At 68.4% G+C, this 17,487-nt stretch carries 18 protein-coding genes; 9 read left to right on the top strand and 9 right to left on the bottom strand.

Going from position 1 to position 17,487, the window contains the following annotated elements; translation table 11 throughout:
- Positions 1 to 3: 3 nt before the first annotated feature.
- Together ACYQ5L_RS00360 and ACYQ5L_RS00365 are read right to left on the bottom strand one after the other, a co-directional pair.
- On the bottom strand, positions 4 to 504 hold the full coding sequence (locus ACYQ5L_RS00360) for a hypothetical protein (protein WP_459954828.1): 501 nt from the start codon (positions 502 to 504) through the stop codon (positions 4 to 6).
- A 139-nt stretch (positions 505 to 643) separates the two neighbouring features.
- Positions 644 to 1,285, bottom strand: coding sequence for a DUF6474 family protein (locus tag ACYQ5L_RS00365; protein WP_459954829.1), 642 nt, complete (start codon positions 1,283 to 1,285; stop codon positions 644 to 646).
- A 166-nt stretch (positions 1,286 to 1,451) separates the two neighbouring features.
- Here ACYQ5L_RS00365 and ACYQ5L_RS00370 point away from each other — a divergent pair, with 166 nt between their 5' ends.
- From ACYQ5L_RS00370 to ACYQ5L_RS00380, 3 genes are all read left to right on the top strand, one after another.
- Positions 1,452 to 3,131, top strand: coding sequence for a TM0106 family RecB-like putative nuclease (locus tag ACYQ5L_RS00370; protein ID WP_459954830.1), 1,680 nt, complete (start codon positions 1,452 to 1,454; stop codon positions 3,129 to 3,131).
- The gene (gene htpG / locus ACYQ5L_RS00375; RefSeq protein ID WP_459954831.1) at positions 3,128 to 5,083 is read left to right on the top strand and encodes a molecular chaperone HtpG; all 1,956 of its coding nucleotides are present in this window, start codon (positions 3,128 to 3,130) and stop codon (positions 5,081 to 5,083) included. The genes ACYQ5L_RS00370 and htpG overlap by 4 nt, the downstream gene beginning before the upstream one ends.
- A gap of 341 nt (positions 5,084 to 5,424) precedes the next feature.
- Positions 5,425 to 5,625, top strand: a complete 201-nt coding sequence (locus tag ACYQ5L_RS00380; RefSeq protein ID WP_033085228.1) for a cold-shock protein — start codon at positions 5,425 to 5,427, stop codon at positions 5,623 to 5,625.
- Between the two features lie 336 nt (positions 5,626 to 5,961).
- Here the strand turns inward: ACYQ5L_RS00380 and ACYQ5L_RS00385 are convergent, their stop codons facing one another.
- On the bottom strand, positions 5,962 to 6,729 hold the full coding sequence (locus ACYQ5L_RS00385; RefSeq protein WP_379193904.1) for an SDR family NAD(P)-dependent oxidoreductase: 768 nt from the start codon (positions 6,727 to 6,729) through the stop codon (positions 5,962 to 5,964).
- Between the two features lie 165 nt (positions 6,730 to 6,894).
- On the opposite strand from ACYQ5L_RS00385, the gene ACYQ5L_RS00390 reads away from it, so the two are divergent.
- Complete coding sequence (locus ACYQ5L_RS00390; protein ID WP_459954832.1) at positions 6,895 to 7,806, top strand: SDR family NAD(P)-dependent oxidoreductase; 912 nt, start codon at positions 6,895 to 6,897, stop codon at positions 7,804 to 7,806.
- Positions 7,807 to 7,829: 23 nt separating this feature from the next.
- Entirely contained in the window at positions 7,830 to 8,480 is a 651-nt protein-coding gene (locus ACYQ5L_RS00395; RefSeq protein WP_459954833.1) for a TetR/AcrR family transcriptional regulator, read from the top strand.
- On the opposite strand, the gene ACYQ5L_RS00400 is transcribed toward ACYQ5L_RS00395, so the two are convergent.
- The 4 genes from ACYQ5L_RS00400 to ACYQ5L_RS00415 all read right to left on the bottom strand — a co-directional run bounded on the left by ACYQ5L_RS00400 (position 8,409) and on the right by ACYQ5L_RS00415 (position 11,682).
- Positions 8,409 to 9,152 (bottom strand): TMEM165/GDT1 family protein, encoded by a 744-nt coding sequence (locus tag ACYQ5L_RS00400; RefSeq protein ID WP_459954834.1) that lies wholly within the window; start codon positions 9,150 to 9,152, stop codon positions 8,409 to 8,411. The genes ACYQ5L_RS00395 and ACYQ5L_RS00400 overlap by 72 nt on opposite strands.
- A gap of 319 nt (positions 9,153 to 9,471) precedes the next feature.
- Complete coding sequence (locus ACYQ5L_RS00405) at positions 9,472 to 9,993, bottom strand: peptidase (RefSeq protein WP_379193908.1); 522 nt, start codon at positions 9,991 to 9,993, stop codon at positions 9,472 to 9,474.
- Positions 9,994 to 10,201: 208 nt separating this feature from the next.
- Positions 10,202 to 10,825: a superoxide dismutase gene (locus ACYQ5L_RS00410; RefSeq protein WP_379193909.1), complete on the bottom strand. Its 624-nt coding sequence runs from the start codon at positions 10,823 to 10,825 to the stop codon at positions 10,202 to 10,204.
- A gap of 245 nt (positions 10,826 to 11,070) precedes the next feature.
- Positions 11,071 to 11,682 (bottom strand): hypothetical protein, encoded by a 612-nt coding sequence (locus ACYQ5L_RS00415; protein WP_459954835.1) that lies wholly within the window; start codon positions 11,680 to 11,682, stop codon positions 11,071 to 11,073.
- Between the two features lie 219 nt (positions 11,683 to 11,901).
- Between ACYQ5L_RS00415 and ACYQ5L_RS00420 the strand changes: the two genes are divergently transcribed.
- From ACYQ5L_RS00420 to ACYQ5L_RS00435, 4 genes are read left to right on the top strand one after another with little or no spacing between them, the layout of a single operon-like run.
- Positions 11,902 to 12,261 (top strand): rhodanese-like domain-containing protein, encoded by a 360-nt coding sequence (locus ACYQ5L_RS00420; RefSeq protein WP_459954836.1) that lies wholly within the window; start codon positions 11,902 to 11,904, stop codon positions 12,259 to 12,261.
- A gap of 14 nt (positions 12,262 to 12,275) precedes the next feature.
- Entirely contained in the window at positions 12,276 to 13,382 is a 1,107-nt protein-coding gene (locus ACYQ5L_RS00425) for a DUF4328 domain-containing protein (RefSeq protein WP_459954837.1), read from the top strand.
- On the top strand, positions 13,379 to 14,146 hold the full coding sequence (locus ACYQ5L_RS00430; protein ID WP_459954838.1) for a glycerophosphodiester phosphodiesterase: 768 nt from the start codon (positions 13,379 to 13,381) through the stop codon (positions 14,144 to 14,146). Before ACYQ5L_RS00425 ends, ACYQ5L_RS00430 begins: the two co-directional genes overlap by 4 nt.
- Positions 14,147 to 14,169: 23 nt before the next feature.
- Positions 14,170 to 15,087, top strand: coding sequence for a DUF5926 family protein (locus tag ACYQ5L_RS00435; RefSeq protein ID WP_379193914.1), 918 nt, complete (start codon positions 14,170 to 14,172; stop codon positions 15,085 to 15,087).
- Positions 15,088 to 15,416: 329 nt separating this feature from the next.
- On the opposite strand, the gene ACYQ5L_RS00440 is transcribed toward ACYQ5L_RS00435, so the two are convergent.
- Both ACYQ5L_RS00440 and ACYQ5L_RS00445 read right to left on the bottom strand, forming a co-directional pair.
- Positions 15,417 to 15,965, bottom strand: a complete 549-nt coding sequence (locus ACYQ5L_RS00440) for a ferritin (protein ID WP_459954839.1) — start codon at positions 15,963 to 15,965, stop codon at positions 15,417 to 15,419.
- A 105-nt stretch (positions 15,966 to 16,070) separates the two neighbouring features.
- Positions 16,071 to 17,453, bottom strand: a complete 1,383-nt coding sequence (locus ACYQ5L_RS00445) for an LCP family protein (protein WP_459954840.1) — start codon at positions 17,451 to 17,453, stop codon at positions 16,071 to 16,073.
- Positions 17,454 to 17,487 lie beyond the last annotated feature (34 nt).

Here is a 17,487-nt window from a genome sequence, read left to right on the forward strand (position 1 = left end):
GAGTCACACCGCAACCGGTGGCGCCCGCGGCCCGAACCCGCCGCGCACCAGCCGCCCGCGCAGCACGGGCGCGGCGTGCGCCCAGCGCGCCGACCCGGCCCGCACCGGCCCTGCGGCGGGCCGCGTCGACACCACCCGAAGCGCCTGCGAGACAACCGTATACAGCCGCTCGGCAATCAGGATGAGGAAGGCGAAGGCGATCGCGGCGATGGCGTGCGCCACCGTCATCGCGCCGTCCACGACGAAATCCGCTGCCCCCGAACCGTGCCCGCCGTGCGCGAGGCCGCTCAACGCGACGTGCCCGGCGGGCTGGCCGAGGGCCATCAGCGCGGGCACCGCGGCGGGGGAGTGCCGCACCGGTAGCAGGGCCACCAGCGCCCCGACGGCCGCGGCCGCCAGCAGTAGCAAGGTCAGCCCGGCAGATCCCGGATACCCGCCCCCGGCCCAGCCGTGCGCCGCCACCGCCAGCGCCGCCATGACGGCGCCCGCGAGACAGCCACGCACAGCATTGGATTCGGCTCTGCCGCGCTCCCCGTCTCTCCGGCGTGCGCTCGGCCGGAATGCGCCGCCGCGCCGTGTGCCGACCGTGCCGGGGGTTGCCCCCCGGCCGTCGGCTGCATCGCGGCGGCGCATCGCTTTCGGCTCAGTTCACGCCGAGGCGTGCGAGCACATCGGCCTCGATACCGGAGAGCTCATTGGAGATGGAGGCGTGCACGGCGCGGCGGCGCTGCACCGGCATCTGGGCGGCGGTGCGGACCGCGGCGGCGAGGCTGTCCAGGCGGTCACGCGTGGTGGCGGCGAACTTCTTGACGTCCGTGTCGTTCGGATTCTTGCGCTCCACCTCGGCGAGGGTGCCTTCCACATTCGCCAGCCGGGCCTGGAGTTTCGCGCCGGGACCGGAGAATTCGCCGAGCTGATTCACGCCGATGCCCAGCTGCTGCGCCCGCCGGATGTCGAGCTGGCCGCGCACCAGGGTGGCGGCCCGGTAGGCCAGTGGCGCCAGCACCGGCAGCAGGATCCGGGCCACGCCCAGATACTTCTTCACCTGTGCCGGGCTGAACGGATCCCGCTCGGCCTTGGCGGCCAGCTTGAGCGCGGCCTTCTCCTCGGCCTGCAGCTTCGCGATCTCGGCCTTGGCGACCTTCTCCTGGGTGCGCGCTTCGCTGCGATGACGCTTGCGCTCGTTGCGCGCCCCGAGCTTGGCCTCCATCGCGGCCTTGTGCTTGAGGGCTTTCGCCTCGGCTCGGCGGCTGACCCGCTTCTTGCGCTTGGTGAACAACCCCATAAATGGCCTCCGTCATGCTGGTTCGCCATGGCAGCACAGGGCCGGGGGATATGCCTGTCCGCCCATGTAACACAGTTTGCCCCACCCTATCGGGTCGGAAAGCCGGGTTCCGGTCCGGAGGCCCGAATTAGGCGCGCCGGGGCAACGCCGGGGCGGGCGGGGATCGATGTCGGGGGTTACCGCCATACTGGCGGGTGTGTATTCGGGCATCGGTGACCATGGCGAGAGGGCTGCGTTCCTTGACGCGCGCTCGCTGATCGGGTGCCGGCACCGGCTGTTTCTGGACGCTTCGCATCCGGGAGTGCTGACCGGGGTCGCGGAGGACGCGGGGGTGCAGCAGCGGCGGGAAGCCGCGGCGGCGCATCGATCGAATGTGCGGGACACGCTGGTCGCGGCCGATCCGGACCGCTGGCTGGTGATCGATCCGGCCCTGTCCGCGGGCCAGCGGGCCGCGGCGACCATGGCGGCCATGGCGGCCGGGATCGAGCGGATCTGGGGCGGGCTGCTGCCACAGGAATCCGATACCGGCCGCCGCGGCGGCTGCGAAATCCTGTGGCGCGACGGCGATCGCGGCGGCTACATCCCGGTGATCGTGGTGAACCACAAGGTGACCGATCCCCGCCAGCCCGATCCGGCGGACTACCACCCGACGACGAGCGGTCTCCACCACTGGGATCCGCAGCCGGACCGGCACGTGCGCACCCGCCCGCAGCCGCGCGACACCCAGCGGCTCGCGCATCTGTATCGCATGCTGCAGCGGCACGGCTATGCCAGCCCGGCCCTGGTGGGCGGCGCCATCGGCTATCACTTCGACCGCATCCTGGTGCACGATCTCGCCGCCGTCCTCGACGACTACGACGTGCGCTACGCCGACCGCATCGCGGTGGTGCGCGGCGAACTGCCCACGGTCCCGTCCAAGGTGCCCGAATGCCGGCAGTGCCCATGGTGGACCCGCACCCCGGAGGAGGGCAGGCCCAGCTGCTCGCAGTGGCTGTCCGAGCACCGCGATGTGAGCCTGGTGGCCCCCGGCTCGCGCGCCGAGGTGCTGCGCCGGCACGGCGTGGAGACCATCGACGATCTGGCCGCCTGGACCGGTGACGATCCCGACGACTGGCAGTACGAGCCGTTCACCGAAACCGTTGTGACCGCCCGGGCCTGGGCCACCGGCGCACCCCTGGTGCGGCGGGTGGAGCAGGTGCGGGTGCAGCGCGCCGACGTCGAGGTGGACGTGGATCTGGAGAGCTTCCAGGAGCACGGCGCCTATCTGTGGGGCACCCTGCTGGACGGCGTCTACCGCCCCTTCGTCACCTGGGATCCGCTGCCCACCATCGACGAGGGCCGCTCCTTCGCCGAGTTCTGGACGTGGCTCATGGGCGTTCGCGCCGAGGCCGCCGCGAACGGCAAAACCTTTGCCGCCTACTGCTATTCCCGCACCGCCGAGGACAAGTGGCTCTACGAGTCGGCCCGCCGTTTCGCCGGTATGCCGGGCGTCCCGACCGAGAAGCAGGTGCAGCAGTTCGTGGACGGTCCGCAGTGGGTGGACATGTTCCAGGCCGTCTCCGAGCAGTTCATCTGCCCGAACGGCAAGGGGCTCAAGAAGATCGCGCCCGTCGCCGGCTTCGCCTGGCGCGACGCCGAGGCCGGGGGAGAGGCGTCCATGGCCTGGTATCGCCTGGCGGTCGCCTATGACGGCGGTGAACCGGACATGTCGCAGCGCACCCGCATCCTGGAATACAACGAGGACGATGTGCTCGCCACGAAGGCCTTGCGGGAGTGGATGACCCAACGGGCCGATGCCGAGGTTCCGGCCATCGCCGATTTCGCGCGTCGTAGTATCGCCTCGTGACCGAACACGTCGAACACCTGGAGTTTCAGGCCGAGACCCATCAGCTGCTGGAGTTGATGATCCACTCGGTCTACTCGAACAAGGACACCTTCCTGCGGGAACTGATCTCGAACGCGTCCGACGCGCTGGACAAGCTGCGGCTCGAGTCGTTCCGCGACAAGGATCTGAACGTAGACACCTCCGACCTGCACATCGAGCTGGAGGTCGACAAGGACGCCCGGGTTCTCACCGTCCGCGACAATGGCATCGGCATGTCCCGCGCCGAAGTGGTGGATCTGATCGGCACCCTGGCCAAGTCCGGCACCGCGGAACTGCGCAAGCAGCTGCTGGAGGCCAAGAAGTCGCAGACCGAGGCCGAGGAGCTCATCGGCCAGTTCGGCATCGGCTTCTACTCGACCTTCATGGTGGCGGACAAGGTCACGCTCACCACTCGCAAGGCGGGCGAAACCGGGGGCACTCGCTGGGAATCCAGCGCGGGCAGCTCGACCTACACCATCGAAGAGCTCGACGAGGCTCCGCAGGGCACCGCGGTGTCGCTGCACCTGAAGCCCGCCGACGAGGAGGATCACCTCTTCGACTACACGCTGGAGTGGAAGCTCCGCGAGATCGTGAAGCGGTACTCGGATTTCATCGCCTGGCCCATCCGCATGGATGTCAAGCGCACCGTCATGGAGGGCGAGGGCGAGGAGAAGACCGAGAAGGAGATCACCGAGACCCAGACGCTGAACTCCCAGAAGGCCCTGTGGACCCGCCCCAAGAGCGAGGTCTCCGAGGAGGAGTACAAGGAGTTCTACAAGCACGTCTCGCACGCCTGGGACGATCCGCTCGAGATCATCCCCATGAAGGCCGAGGGCACCTTCGAATACCAAGCGCTGCTGTTCGTTCCGAGCCACGCGCCCTTCGACCTGTTCATGCGCGAGCACAAGCGCGGCGTGCAGTTGTACGTGCGGCGGGTGTTCATCATGGACAACTGCGAAGAGCTGATGCCGGAGTATCTGCGCTTCGTCAAGGGCGTGGTGGACGCACAGGACCTGTCGCTCAATGTGTCCCGCGAGATCCTGCAGCAGGACCGGCAGATCCGGGCCATTCGCAAGCGCCTGGTCAAGAAGGTGCTGTCCACGGTCAAGGACATGCGCGGCGCCGAGGATCAGGAGAAGTACCAGACCTTCTGGAAGGAATTCGGCCGGGTCCTCAAGGAGGGCCTGCTCTCCGATACCGACAATCGCGAAACCATCCTGCAGGTCTCGTCGTTCGCCTCCACGCATTCCGAAGCCGAGCTCACCAGCCTGGCCGAGTACGTCGAACGCATGCGGGAGGGCCAGCAGGCCATCTACTACATGACCGGCGAGTCCCGGCAGCAGATCGAGAACTCCCCGCACATGGAAGCCTTCAAGGCCAAGGGCCTGGAGGTGCTCGTGCTGACCGATCCGGTCGACGAGATGTGGGTGGGCTCGGTGCCGGAGTTCGACGGCAAGCCGTTCCAGTCCATTGCCAAGGGCGAGGTCGATCTGGAGACCGAGGAGGAGAAGAAGTCCTCCGAGGCGCTGCGCGAGCAGCAGGAGAAGGACTTCGCCGAGCTGCTCGGCTGGATGCGGGAAGCCCTCGAGGCCAGTGTGAAGGAGGTCCGCCTCACCTCCCGCCTGACCACCTCCCCGGCCTGCGTCGTCGGCGATGTGTTCGATTTCACACCGATGCTCGAGCGCATGTACCGGGCCTCCGGCCAGGAACTCCCGGAAACCAAGCGCATCCTCGAGCTCAACCCGGCGCACCCCCTGGTCACCGGCCTGCGCGATGCCTTCGCGAAGGTCAAGGACGAGGATGTCAAGCCCGCCGAACTCACCGAGACCGCCGAGTTGCTCTACGGCACAGCCGTTCTCGCCGAGGGCGGGGAACTGAAGGACCCGGCGCACTTCGCCCGGATCCTCGCCGATCGCCTCGCGCGCACGCTCTGACTCGGCGAGGCGACATCCTCTGATCTGGATGTTCATGCGGCCCCCGCGGTTTGGACGCGGGGGCCGCTACCGCCTCCGGGGTGTGGCCGCGGGCGCGCGGATTTCGGTCATGCTCGAGATGGCGCAAATGTGACGCTTGTTATCCCCCGTCGATTTCGGGAACTCTCTCGAGACGCGTACGTTGTACGTCTTGGTCGTAAGTTTTTCGTGTTCGTGTTTTACATGCTCGCGCGGAACATTGTGCGGGCGTCGCTTCCTCTTGCAAGCAAGGAGTAAGCCGCCTTCTGATCGACCGGACCACCGCGACCGCGGTGGTTGAAATGCCTCGTCAGGAGAAGGTAATGGTTCAGGGCACCGTCAAGTGGTTCAACGCGGAGAAGGGCTACGGCTTCATCGCCCGCGAAGACGGCCCCGACGTGTTCGTTCACTACTCGGAAATCGAAGGCAACGGCTACCGCCAGCTCGAAGAGGGCCAGGCCGTGAGCTTCGAGATCACCGAGGGCAAGAAGGGTCCGCAGGCCGCGGCCGTCCGCCCTCACTGAAACCCAGCGCGGTGACCTAGGGCGCAAGCCCCAACCCGCCTGAAAAACAAGGCCCACACCGGATTCGGTGCGGGCCTTGTCTGCGTTTCGGGGCTCGGGCGGTTGCCCGCCCTACCGTTCATCGCGTACGGGGGCCTGGCCCGCCCTGCCCTTCAGCGGGGGGTACGGGGCCTGGCCCGCCCTGCCCTTCAGCGGGGGTACGGGGCCTGGCCCGCCCTGCCCTTCAGCGGGGGTAGGGGGCGTGGCCCGCCCTGTCTTTCAAAGGGGGTGCGGGGGGCCTGGCCCCCGGTTCCCCTCTCTTCGGGGGTTTGGGGGCGAAGCCCCCGAGACCCAGCGTCAGCGCGGCGCCATGCGGAGAGCGCCGTCCATGCGGATGGTCTCGCCGTTCAGGTAGTCGTGCTCGGTGATGTACTGCGCCAGCTGCGCGTACTCGTCCGGCCGGCCCAGGCGCGACGGGAACGGCACACCGGCCTCGAGGCCCTTGCGGTACTCCTCGGTGACACCGGCCAGCATCGGGGTGTCGATGATGCCGGGCGCGATGGTGTTCACGCGAATGCCGAACTGCGCCAGGTCACGCGCGGCCGGAATGGTCATGCCGGCGACGCCGCCCTTGGACGCGGAGTAGGCGATCTGCCCGATCTGGCCCTCGAACGCCGCCACGGAGGCGGTGTTGATGATGACGCCGCGCGAGCCGTACTCGTCGACCGGATCGGTCTTGGCGATGGCGTCGGCGGCCAGGCGCATGACATTGAAGGAACCGAGCAGGTTCACGGTGATCACCGTGCGGAACAGCTCCAGATCGTGCGGGCCGTTCTTGGACAGGATGCGTCCCGCCCAGCCCACACCGGCGCAGTTGACGACGATGCGCAGCGGCACACCGGATTCGACGACCTTGGCGACCGCGGCGGCCACCTCGTCGGCGCTGGTGACGTCGGTCGGAATCAGGGTGACACCGGCGGGGACGCTGTCGCCGGCGCGCTCGATGGACTGCGCGAGGTCGAGTCCGAACACGGTGGCGCCCGCGTCGGCGAATCGCTTGGCGGTGGCGGCGCCCAGGCCGGACGCACCTCCGGTGACGATGGCGGCGGAGCCCGAAATCTCCACGGTGATTGGTCCTCTCTGACGTGGACGGCCCTCTCACTGGCCCTCCGTCAATAGGCACCCTAACGGGGGGCTCGCGGGGGGTCATTCGGGGCCGGGGTATCCGCGCGCGAAAGACGACCGTGAAGTTTGCGAACAGAAGTGTTCGTCAGTGGTACTGTCGTCCGCATGAACGCCAGCACGGCCCGACGTTCGCGCCGTGGTCTCCTACGCCCGTCCCCGCTGGTCGCCGGAAAACGCATCCTGATCACCGGGGCCGCACGCGGATTGGGGGCGAGCCTGGCCCGCCAGCTGCACGCGCACGGCGCCCGGGTCGCCTTGCTCGGCATCGAGGAGGCCCTGCTGGCCGATGTCGCCGCCGACTGCGGTGACGCGCCGTGGCGCTATTGCGACATCGGGGATCCGGCGCAGGTCGAGCGCGTCATCAATTCACTCGCCGAGGAGCTCGGCGGTCTCGACGCGGTGGTCGCCAATGCCGGTATCGCCAAACAGCTTCCCCTGCTCGGCGGCGACCCGCTGGTGCTGGAGGAAACCCTCGCCGTCAATGTGCTCGGCGCGTACTACACGCTGCGCGCCGCCGGCCCGCACATCGCGCACCCGGGCGGCTACATCCTGCTAGTGTCCTCGCTGGCCGCCGCCGTCCACCTACCCCTGGCGGGCGCCTACAGCGCGTCCAAGGCGGCCGTGGACGCCCTCGGCCAGACCCTGCGCATCGAATTGCGCCACACCGGCGCCAAGGTCGGCGTCGCCTACTTCGCCGAACTCGACACCGAGATGACCAGCCGCGGCTTCGACACCGAGGCCGCCCGCAGCATTCTGGGCCGCAGCACGGTCTCCGGCATCGCCCCGCTCGGCCCGGCCATCGACGCCATGGAACGCGCCCTGGCCCGCCGCTCCCGCCGCGTGGTCTCCCCGTTCTGGGTGGGCATGGTGCTGAATTTCCGCGCGATCAGTCAGCGCATGATCGAATACTCCTTGCGCAACGGCGTCGCCCCCGGCCTGGATATCGCCCGGACCGAGCGGACGGCCTTCACGACGGAGCAGCCGGCCCGGCAGCGCAGAATGAGGAAGCTCGCCTAACCGTCCCCGCCCCACGGAGCCCCATGACCGATTCGGCTGTCACCGCCCGCCAGCTGCCCCGCGGCCGCCACGGTCTGCCCCGGGAGACCGTGGTCGCGGCCCAGCGCGACCGCATCCTGCTCGCCATGGCCGAGGCCATGGCCGAGAACGGTTATGTCGGAACGCCGGTGGCGGCGGTCATCAAGCGGGCGGGCGTCTCCCGGGAGACCTTCTACGAGCAATTCCGTTCCAAGGAGCACTGTTTCGAGGCCGCCTTCGAACGCACCGTGGAACTGCTGCTGGCCGGTGTGCTCGCCGCCAGCACCGAGGGGCCCGAGGGCGAGACCCAGATCCAGCGCATCGAGCGCCTGCTCACCGCCTACCTGGATGCCCTTGCGGCACAACCGGCCTACGCCCGCCTGTTCCTGGTCGAGGTGTACGCGGTCGGCGCCGAGGCCATTGCCCGCCGCACCCAATTGCAGGAAACCTTCGTGGCCATGGTCGCCGACACCCTGGGCGCGGAATCCGAGGAACAGCGTTTCGCCTGCCAGACCCTGGTGGCCGCGCTGAGCGCCATGGTCACCGCGCGCATCGCGGTGGGCGATATCGACGGCCTGCGCTCGCTACGTGAGCCGCTGCTCGACCTGGTCCGGCGCAGCGGGGAACTCTTCGGCAGCGCGCCGCTGGGCGAGTGAGGCCCGGCGGCGCAGCAGCGCCAGCGCCAGCCCGGCCAGCACCGGCAATACCGCCGCCAGCGTGAGCACCGCGGGCGTGCCGAGGCCGTCGGCGAAGGCGTCCAGCAGCGTCATGCCGCCGAAGTAGAGGAACAGCAGCCCCGAGGCGATGGCAATGAGCCGTTCGGGCAGATGCTTGCCCACGGTGACGCCGATCAGGATGGCCAGCCCGCCCGCCGCGACCATGCCGGCCACCGAACCGATCCACACCGCCAGCCAGCCGTTCTTGGTGGCCAGGGCCATGGTCGCGAACATGGTGCGGTCGCCGAGTTCGGCCAGCAGGAAGGCCGACAGCACCACGAAGAAGGCGGATCGCGACGTCGATTGCGGCGCCGCGGCAGCCGTCCCGTCCTCGGACTCGCGACCGGGCAGGGTTTCGCGCAGGGTCCACAGGCCGACGCCGATCAGTGTGGCGGCCGCGAAGGCGGCGATGACAGTGGTCGGCAGCGCGGCGCCGAGGAAATGGCCGACGCCCACCGCGATGAGGTTCACCAGCACGCTCGCCGCGGTGATGGCGCTGAGCACGACCCACCAGCGATAGCGCAGCGCGAAGGTCAGGGCCATCAGCTGCGACTTGTCGCCCAGTTCGGCGAGGAACAGCGCGCCGAAACTCAGCAAAATCGTGGCGATCATTTCTTCTCAGCTCCAAGGTCTCCGGCCTGCCGGCTGAGAATGCGGGGGCGCTTCAGCCGACACCCGCACCGGTAAATCGGTTTGGTTGTCATCGGCCGAAGGTCTCGCCCACCGGATGACTCCGGTTCACGCAGCCGGATCCGCGATGGACCAGTATGTCGACTGCGTGATTGGGGGCTACTCCCCTTCGCTGTCCGCCACTCTATCGGGCAAATCCGGCGCCTGCAAACGCGCGTAACCGAAATCGCAATGCGCACAATAAGTTTGGAGACACTGCCGGGATTCTTCGGGAACCCTTACGCGGGCGTTCCCGCCACCCTCACGCCGCCAGCAGCATGGCCAGAACCGCGGTGTCGGGATCGCTGATCGGGTCCACCCCCACCCGGCTCACCATGGAGGTCACCGCCCCGTCGGAGTCGGTCTCCACCCACGCCGCCCGATGCTCCAACCCCAGATGCGGCAGCCCCGGAAGCAGCAGGCACCCGGAAGCGGCACCCGTGCACTCCGGCAGCGTAGGCCGCGTCTCCCGCGGCGGATGCAACATGATCAGGGCCGGTGGCACATGTTCGGCAAACTTCCCGGGCGCCAGCGCCTCCTCCCCGAGCACCGTCCCCTCCGCGATCACCAGCCCCACCATCCCCGGCTGCGGCTCGTCGGGCAGCTCCTCCCGCGCCCCGAACACCGTTGTGGTCGGCAACAACCCCGGCAAACTGGCCACCCGCACCGCCAGCACCAGCACCTGCGCCCACTCCTTCGTCGAATCCGGCCACCGCCCGGAGATCACGAACCCGCGCAACGACCCGCGCGCCTGAAACGGCATCACACCGATCTGGTCGCTCATTGTGTGCCTCCCGAGCGATCCGGGGGCGGCTCTGCCCAACCAACCCTTGACCACCAGGTTGTACCCACAACGAACTGGCACACAAGTACCAGTGAGTGCTAGCAACCGCACCGGGGGCAGAAACAGCAACGGCCCGCGAACCAGTAGGTTCGCGGGCCGTGCGGGTCCGGGAGCGGGGCTTGCCCCCCACGAAGCCCGGCTGAGCTGCTCAGCCGAAGATGAGACCCTTGCCCTGGTTCACGGCGCGGGCGAAGCGGTCCTGCACCTCGGCCCAGTTGACGACGTTCCAGAACGCCTTCACGTAGTCGGCCTTCACGTTCTTGTACTGCAGGTAGAAGGCGTGCTCCCACATATCCAGGCCGAGCAGCGGGATGATGCCGAGCGGCACGTTGCCCTGCTGGTCGGTGAGCTGGAAGGTGAGCAGCTTGCCGGCCAGGGTGTCGTAACCCAGCCAGGCCCAGCCGGAGCCCTGCAGGCCGTTGGCGGCCGCGGAGAACTGCGCGACGAACTTGTCGAAGGACCCGAACTGGTCGTCGATGGCGGCGCCCAGGTCGCCGACCGGCTTGTCGCCGCCGTCCTTGGACAGGGTCTTCCACCAGATGGAGTGGTTGACGTGCCCGCCCAGGTGGAAGGCCAGGTTCTTCTCGTTCAGGAAGATGGCGGCGTGGTCGCCGGACTCCCGGGCGGCCTCCAGCTTCTCCAGCGCGGCATTGGCGCCGGCCACGTAAGCGGCATGGTGCTTCGAATGGTGCAGCTCGTTGATCTGCCCGGAGATGAACGGCTCCAGGGCGCTGTAGTCGTAATCCAGATCTGGCAGCGTGTAAACAGCCACGATGTCCCTTCCTCAGTGTCGGGGCTTAGTGTGCCCTGCCGGCGATTGCCGTGGCGCACCCAACCTTCATTCGTACACCCGCTCCGGTGCAACCGGGCTTTCTCCCCCTACATTCCGGTCCGCCCGGAGCTTTCTCAATCTTTGGAATCGGCCGTGATTGCCATGGCGGGCACGGCGAAGGGCCGTCCCGCGCGAGCGGAACGGCCCTGGCGCTTTCGCGACACCGGCGTGATCAGGCCACGAAATTACAGCGGCGGCACGATATTCGGCTTCTGGGTGCGGGGGTCGTTGGCGTCGTGGGCCTTCCACCACCGCACGCCGCCGGCGATGAACTCGTCGACGGGAATGTCATTGCCCTGCTTGTCCTGCACGGTGATGCCCTCGAACCAGACCCGCACATCCAGTTCGCGCGGATCGATGCCCTCCTCCTGGGAGAACTCGAGCATGTGCGCGGCCGGCCGGTCACCGAGGGTGGTGTCGAAGCTGAGCAGTTTGCGCCACTGCGTCCAGGCCTTGTCGTCGAGATCCAGGAATTCCCAGCCGTGCAATGCGCCGCCGCCGAAGCTGCTGACCGCGTCGTGCAGGCCGTCCACGGTGAGCGGCAGGATGACCGGTTCCAGGTCGTCCCAGCGCTGCATGCGGAACGAGGCCGCGATCCGGCTGACGCCGGTGAGGGTCAGATATACATCGCAGCCGTCCGGCGGCGGGCCGTCGACGGGCAGGGTCAGGACGTCGAGTTCCAGCCGGAGCGTGCCGGCCGCCGCGTCGACATCCACACCGAGGCAGGTCGCCTCGGAGAGTGCGGTGTTGAGTCCGGTGATATCCAGTCCGTCGAGTAGCCCCCTGTGCGCGGTCATAGCGCCAGGCTACCGATTCGCCCTGGCAGGTCCAGGGATTTCCGGTTTTCGCGCGCCGACCGGCGCGCCTACCCTCGAAGCACCCGGCATACAAGGACAATCAGGACAGGTCTGAAGCTGTGGATCAGGTTGTGGATTATGTGGATAACTCCCGGCCGGACTGCCGCGTACCCGGATAGAACTGCACAGCTCCGCGACGCCCGTGGCAGGATCGAAAGTGTGACCAGTCCCCATGTCCCCTCGGTTCCGATCGACGCCGTGCCTGCGGAATTCGATGCCGCCGAGTCCGGCCTGGGCACCGCACTGCTGCTGGATGTCCGTGAGGACGACGAATGGCGGCTCGGGCACGCGCCCGGCGCCATCCACATTCCCATGGTCGACGTGCCCGCCCGCATCGACGAATTGGACTACGACGCCGAGATCTACGTCATCTGCCGGCAAGGTGGCCGTTCCCTGGAAGTGGTGCGCTACCTGAATCACGTCGGCTTCGAGGCGGTGCAGGTCACCGGCGGCATGGTGGCCTGGCAGCAGACCGGGCGCCCGCTCGCTGGCGACGGCGACGAGCCGAAGATCTACTAGTGAACGGGGGACACGTGGCCGACTCGCGCTCGCCGGTCGTACAGCCCTGCGCCCGGTGCGGCGCCCGCTGGGCCGTGCAGGGCAAGCCGCTGCACTGGTGCCCGCGCTGCCACGGCGTCCTGCTCTCACCGGCGCCGGTGGACGCGCCGCCGGAACGCCGCAACTACCGCTGGGTGGCGCGCCCGCCGGGCCGCAGGGCCCATCCTGATCGGACTCCGCCGCGGCGCGCGATGAGCCCGGAAACGCCGCGCTACACCGAGATTCCGCGCTGGGGACTGCAGGACCGGCCGCCGCAGCAGGCTGTCGCACCGCAGCGCCGGCTCGACCGCCTGGCAGCGCGAATTCCCCGGCTGCTCACGCTCACCGCCGTGGTCTTCGGCCTGGCGGCGCTGGCCGAACTGCTGCGCTACGGCATCCTGCTGCGCAATCGCACCCGGCTGATCCATCCCTGGGTGGTGTGGGGATCCGATGCGGCCGTGCTCGTTTCGGGGGTGCTGGCGCTGGTGTTCGCGCTGGTGAGCGCGGTGGCGCTGGTCGCCTGGCTGACCCGGACCCGGCGGGCGGCGTATACCGCTGCCGGTGAACAGGATCCGCGCTCGCCGCGCTCGCTCGCCCTGGGCTGCCTGGTGCCCGGCGTGAACCTGATCTTCCCCGGCGTCTTCCTGACCGAGGCCGCGCGGGTGCGCTCCGAGGCCGGCGGCCTGCTGCGCGTGGTGCGGATCTGGTGGGGCGCTTGGGTTCTCAATGGCGCTCTCGTCGTGATCGCGCTGCTGTACAAGTTCGCCGGGTCGCTCCAGGTCGAGGCGGACGGCGTGCTGTTCACCGTATGGACGAATCTGGTCGCCGCCGGGGTGGCGGTGCTCACGCTGTGGGTGGTGCGCGCCTTCGCCGGAGAGGATCTGCGCGGTCGCGAACTGACCGTGAAGCGCTGGTTGATCGCCCCCGCCGGGCCGGAACCGGTCATCGAACCCGTGCAGCCGGGCGCGGGCGCGGTTTCCACCGGACGCGCGCCCGCCGCCGCCGTCGGGAATGATGAGGCCACCGCATCGAATCCGGATTCCGCGCCCGCGAATTCCGGCGTTGCGCCGGAACGCGAGCAAGAGGAGGTATTGGCGAAGTGAGCTCGGCCAATCGCGCACCGTTCGTGGTCGCGCACCGGGGAGCGTCGGCGGCGCGTCCCGAACACACCCTCGCCGCTTACGAACTCGCGTTGCGGGAAGGCGCCGACGGCGTCGAATGCGATGTCCGGCTCACCAAGGACGGCCATCTGGTGTGCGTGCACGACCGCACCGTGGACCGCACCTCCTCGGGCACCGGCGCGGTCAGCGAGATGACCCTCGACGAGCTCGAGGCCCTCGACTTCGGCGCCGCGGGCGAGCCCGCCGCCATCCTCACCCTGGCGCAGCTCATCGAACTCGTCCTGGACTGGAAGAGCCGCCCCACCAAGCTGTTCATCGAGACCAAGCACCCGGTCCGCTACGGCGCCCTGGTCGAGACAACCCTCCTGAACGAACTGCAGCGCTACGGCATCGCCACCCCCGCCTCCGCCGACCACTCCCGCGCGGTGGTCATGTCCTTCGCCGCGACCGCGGTCTGGCGCATCCGCCGCGCCGCCCCGCTGCTACCCACCGTCCTGCTCGGCGAGTCCTCGCTGTATCTCGCGGGCGGCGCCGCAACCACCGTGGGCGCCACCGCAATCGGCCCCTCGGTCCGTTCCCTGCGCGAGCACCCGGACCTGGTGGACCGCGCCGCCGCGGCGGGCCGCGCCACCTACTGCTGGACCGTCGACGATCCGGACGACGTCAAGCTGTGCGCCGACCTCGGCGTCAGCTGGGTCGCCACGAATCACCCGGGCCGCACCAAGACCCTGCTCACCGCCGCGTAGTTCAGCCTGTAGCTTTGCCTGCTATGGGTAAGAGCAAGCGGAATAGTCCCAAGCCGGACAGCAACCGGGCGCAGAAGCTGGCCGCACGCCGCGCCGCGCAGGAGCAGGCCGCGCAGACCGTCACGCGCCCGTTCGAGGGCTTGGCCGCGGAATGCGATCTCGTCGCGCTACGGGAGTTCGTGCCGTCCGCGACCGCGACGCTGAAGCTGTCGCCGAATGTCGCCGCCGAGCGTGCGGTCACCCTCGCCACCGTGCTGCCCGGTGCGGTGGCCGCGCTGGTGCGGGCCGGGGACGAGGCCACCGGTTTCGTCGGCACGCAGGTGCAGTTCCAATCCGGTGATCCCGCCGCCGATCTGGCGAACGCGATCCTCTGGACCCAGTCCGCGGAGCCGGGCGAATCGCTGGCCGCCGCGAGTACCGATGGGGTGCCGGGTCTTTCGGAGGTGCTCGACGCCGGCGCCGCCCTGGATCTCACCGTGCACCAGGACTTCAACTGGTGGGTGCCCGAGGGCGTCACCCCCGACCCGCAGGTGGCCGCCACCATCGAACAGGCCAATCAGGCCATCATGCCCTCGGCCCGGCTGAATCTGGGCGCGGACGGCATCGGCGCGGCCTGGTGGGTGGACGCCGGAGAGAAGGCGCATCTGCGCTGGGTGCGGCCCGAGGACGAGGATGCGCTCATGCTGGCGCTGGCGCGCCTGCACGCGGCCGGCGGTCTGCACCTGGGCGAGGGCTCCCGTTTCGCGGGTTCCTTCCGCACGCACGGTCTGCTGGTTCCGGTATTCGATCTTGATCCGGAAAAGCACGCCACCGAATGGGAGGCTCCCGCACGCGAATTCGGCGCTCGTCTCGCCGACGCGCTGAAGAACGACGCGCCGCTGACCTCGGATGAGCGTCGCTCGCGCGATGGCCTGCGCTCGCGCCAGGTGACCCTGCGCTGACGCTCTGAGCTGTGCTTTCCGGGCCGCTCGCCGGTGGGTTCCGTTCCTGGCGAGTGGCCCGGAGTTTTTGCCGGGGAATTTTTTGAAAAACGCCCTTTTCGCAACCTGTTCTAGGTTACGTTCTCATCACCCCAGAAGGTCGGGGGCCGGTAGGGGAAACCACACCGGGCAGTGATGAGGAGAAAACAATGGATGCCATTCTCGAGCTGATCAAGGGTCTCGTTAGCACTCTTTCCAGCAGCCTCTCCAAGGAATGATCGACCTTCCCCGGTAGATCAGCGACAGCCCCGGTCCAGCGCAAGGGACCGGGGCTGTCGTGATAAGAAAAACTACAGTGCGCCGCCGGCGGCGTGCGGAGCGCCGGAAGCATCGCTCGGGGAACTCATTTCGCGCGAGACGTAATTCTCCAGATCGAACAGGTTCGCACTGGCCCGTTCGGCGACGGTGAGCAGGGTGCGCATGGTCGACACTTCCTCGACCTGCTCCTTGAGGAACCACTGCATGAACTGCTCACCCTGGTAGTCGCCCTCTTCGCGGGCGGTCTTGGCGAGCTGGATGATCTGCTCGGTGACCGTCTGCTCCTGGGAGAGCGCCAGGGCGATGGGCTCCTTGGCATTCGCGAATTCGGACTTCGCGGCATCGGTGTTCGCCACCTCGACGCTGATATCCAGGTCGAGCAGGTAGCGGGCGATCATCATCGCGTGATTGCGTTCCTCGACGGCCTGCTTGTAGAAATACTTCGCCAGGATCGGCAGATCGGCATTGTCGAACCACAGTGCAATGGCGATGTACTGGTGCTCGGCATTGAATTCGTTGCGGATCTGATCCTGCAGCAGGGAGTGGAACTTGCTGCGCTTGGTTTGGGTGCGGGTCGACATGGGGACGACATTAGCCCTGGTCACACCGCGTGTCATCCAAGTGCAACCTTATTGAGCACAGCCTTATTGAGGCAAGTATTACCTAAAACGAGTGCCCCGAATGCCCTAATTTCCGACCGTGGTGATGAGGTCCGCCGGGATCGGCTCATCGGTTTCCAGCGCCTCGAAGAACCTGCTCGCACGGTCTTTGTCCCAGAGCAGCACATTGCCCACATCCGTATCGGTGAACCCGCCGATCGGGACCGTGGTTGCCACCGGATCGCCGCTGAGCGCCTTGCCCAAAAGGGCCAGATGCCAGACGTGATCTCCGTCATCCACTTTCAAAGCCTTCGTCAAGCCCTGTATCAGCGGCCAGGCCCGGAACGGGTTGGCCAGGGTGGCCGGGCTCGACGCCTTCTTCAGCAGGGCGCTCAAGAACTTTCGCTGATTGAGCATGCGATCCAGGTCGGCGCTGGCGGTGGCGCGGGAGCGCACGAATCCGAGCGCGTTGGCGCCATTGAGTTCCTGGCAGCCCGCCGGCAGGTCGATTCCGGCCAGCGGATCATTGATGGGCTGGTCCAGGCACATGTCGATGCCGCCGACCGCGTCGACCACATCGGCGAAACCGCTGAAACCGATCTGCGCGTAATGGTCGATGTGCAGTCCGGTCGCGCCCTCCACCGTCTGCACCAGCAGCTGCGGGCCGCCGAAGGAGAAGGCGGAATTGAGCTTGTCCTTGCCGAAGCCCGGAATGCTCACATACGAGTCGCGCGGCAGGCTGACCAGCGTCGGCTGCCCGGACTCCGGAATGTGCACCAGCAGAATGGTGTCGGTCCGCTCGGACCCGACCTCACCGCCGGTCGCCAATTCCTGTTCCTGCTCCGGCGTGAGCCCGGAGCGGCTGTCGGAACCCACCAAAAGCCAATTCGTCCCGGGCGTGTCGCCGGGCCGGCCCTCGTACTTGGTGAGCACGTCGATGCGCTGCAGATTCCGGTCCACGTAGATCGCGGCGCCGATGGGCAGGAACAGCAGCACCACCAGCAGCATGAGAATGATCCGCCCCCAGCGGAAGCGGTACCGGCGCTTGCGCGGCTCCCGCGGCGGACGGCCGCCCCGCTCGCGCCTGCCCGGCGGAACCGGGGGCGGCGGGGGACTCGCCTCCCGATAGGGGACCGGTTGCTGGGTGGGGGCGTGCGTCACGGGCGCGCCCTCGCGGTCGGGATAGCGGGGCGGCTGCTGCCGCGTGCGCGGCTGCGGCTGCGGCGGCCGCGGCGGTTGATTGCGCGGCGGTTGACTGCGCGGAGCGCGCACCGGAGGCGTCTGCGAATAGGCCAGCGCCGGACCGGCTTCCTCGCGCGGCAGTCGCTTGGTCGGACCGAGCGGATCGGGCCGCGGCCCGCGCGCCGCATGCGGTGGCGGGCCCGGATTCGGCCGGGGCGGCCGGCCCGCCCAGCCCGGCGGCGGCTCCCGGCGCAACCGTGCATTGTGCTGGGGTTCGTCGCCGTTCATCACCGATGATGCTACTGATCAGGGCGCTCGGGGT

The sequence above is a fragment of the Nocardia sp. IFM 10818 genome, assembly GCF_054655275.1.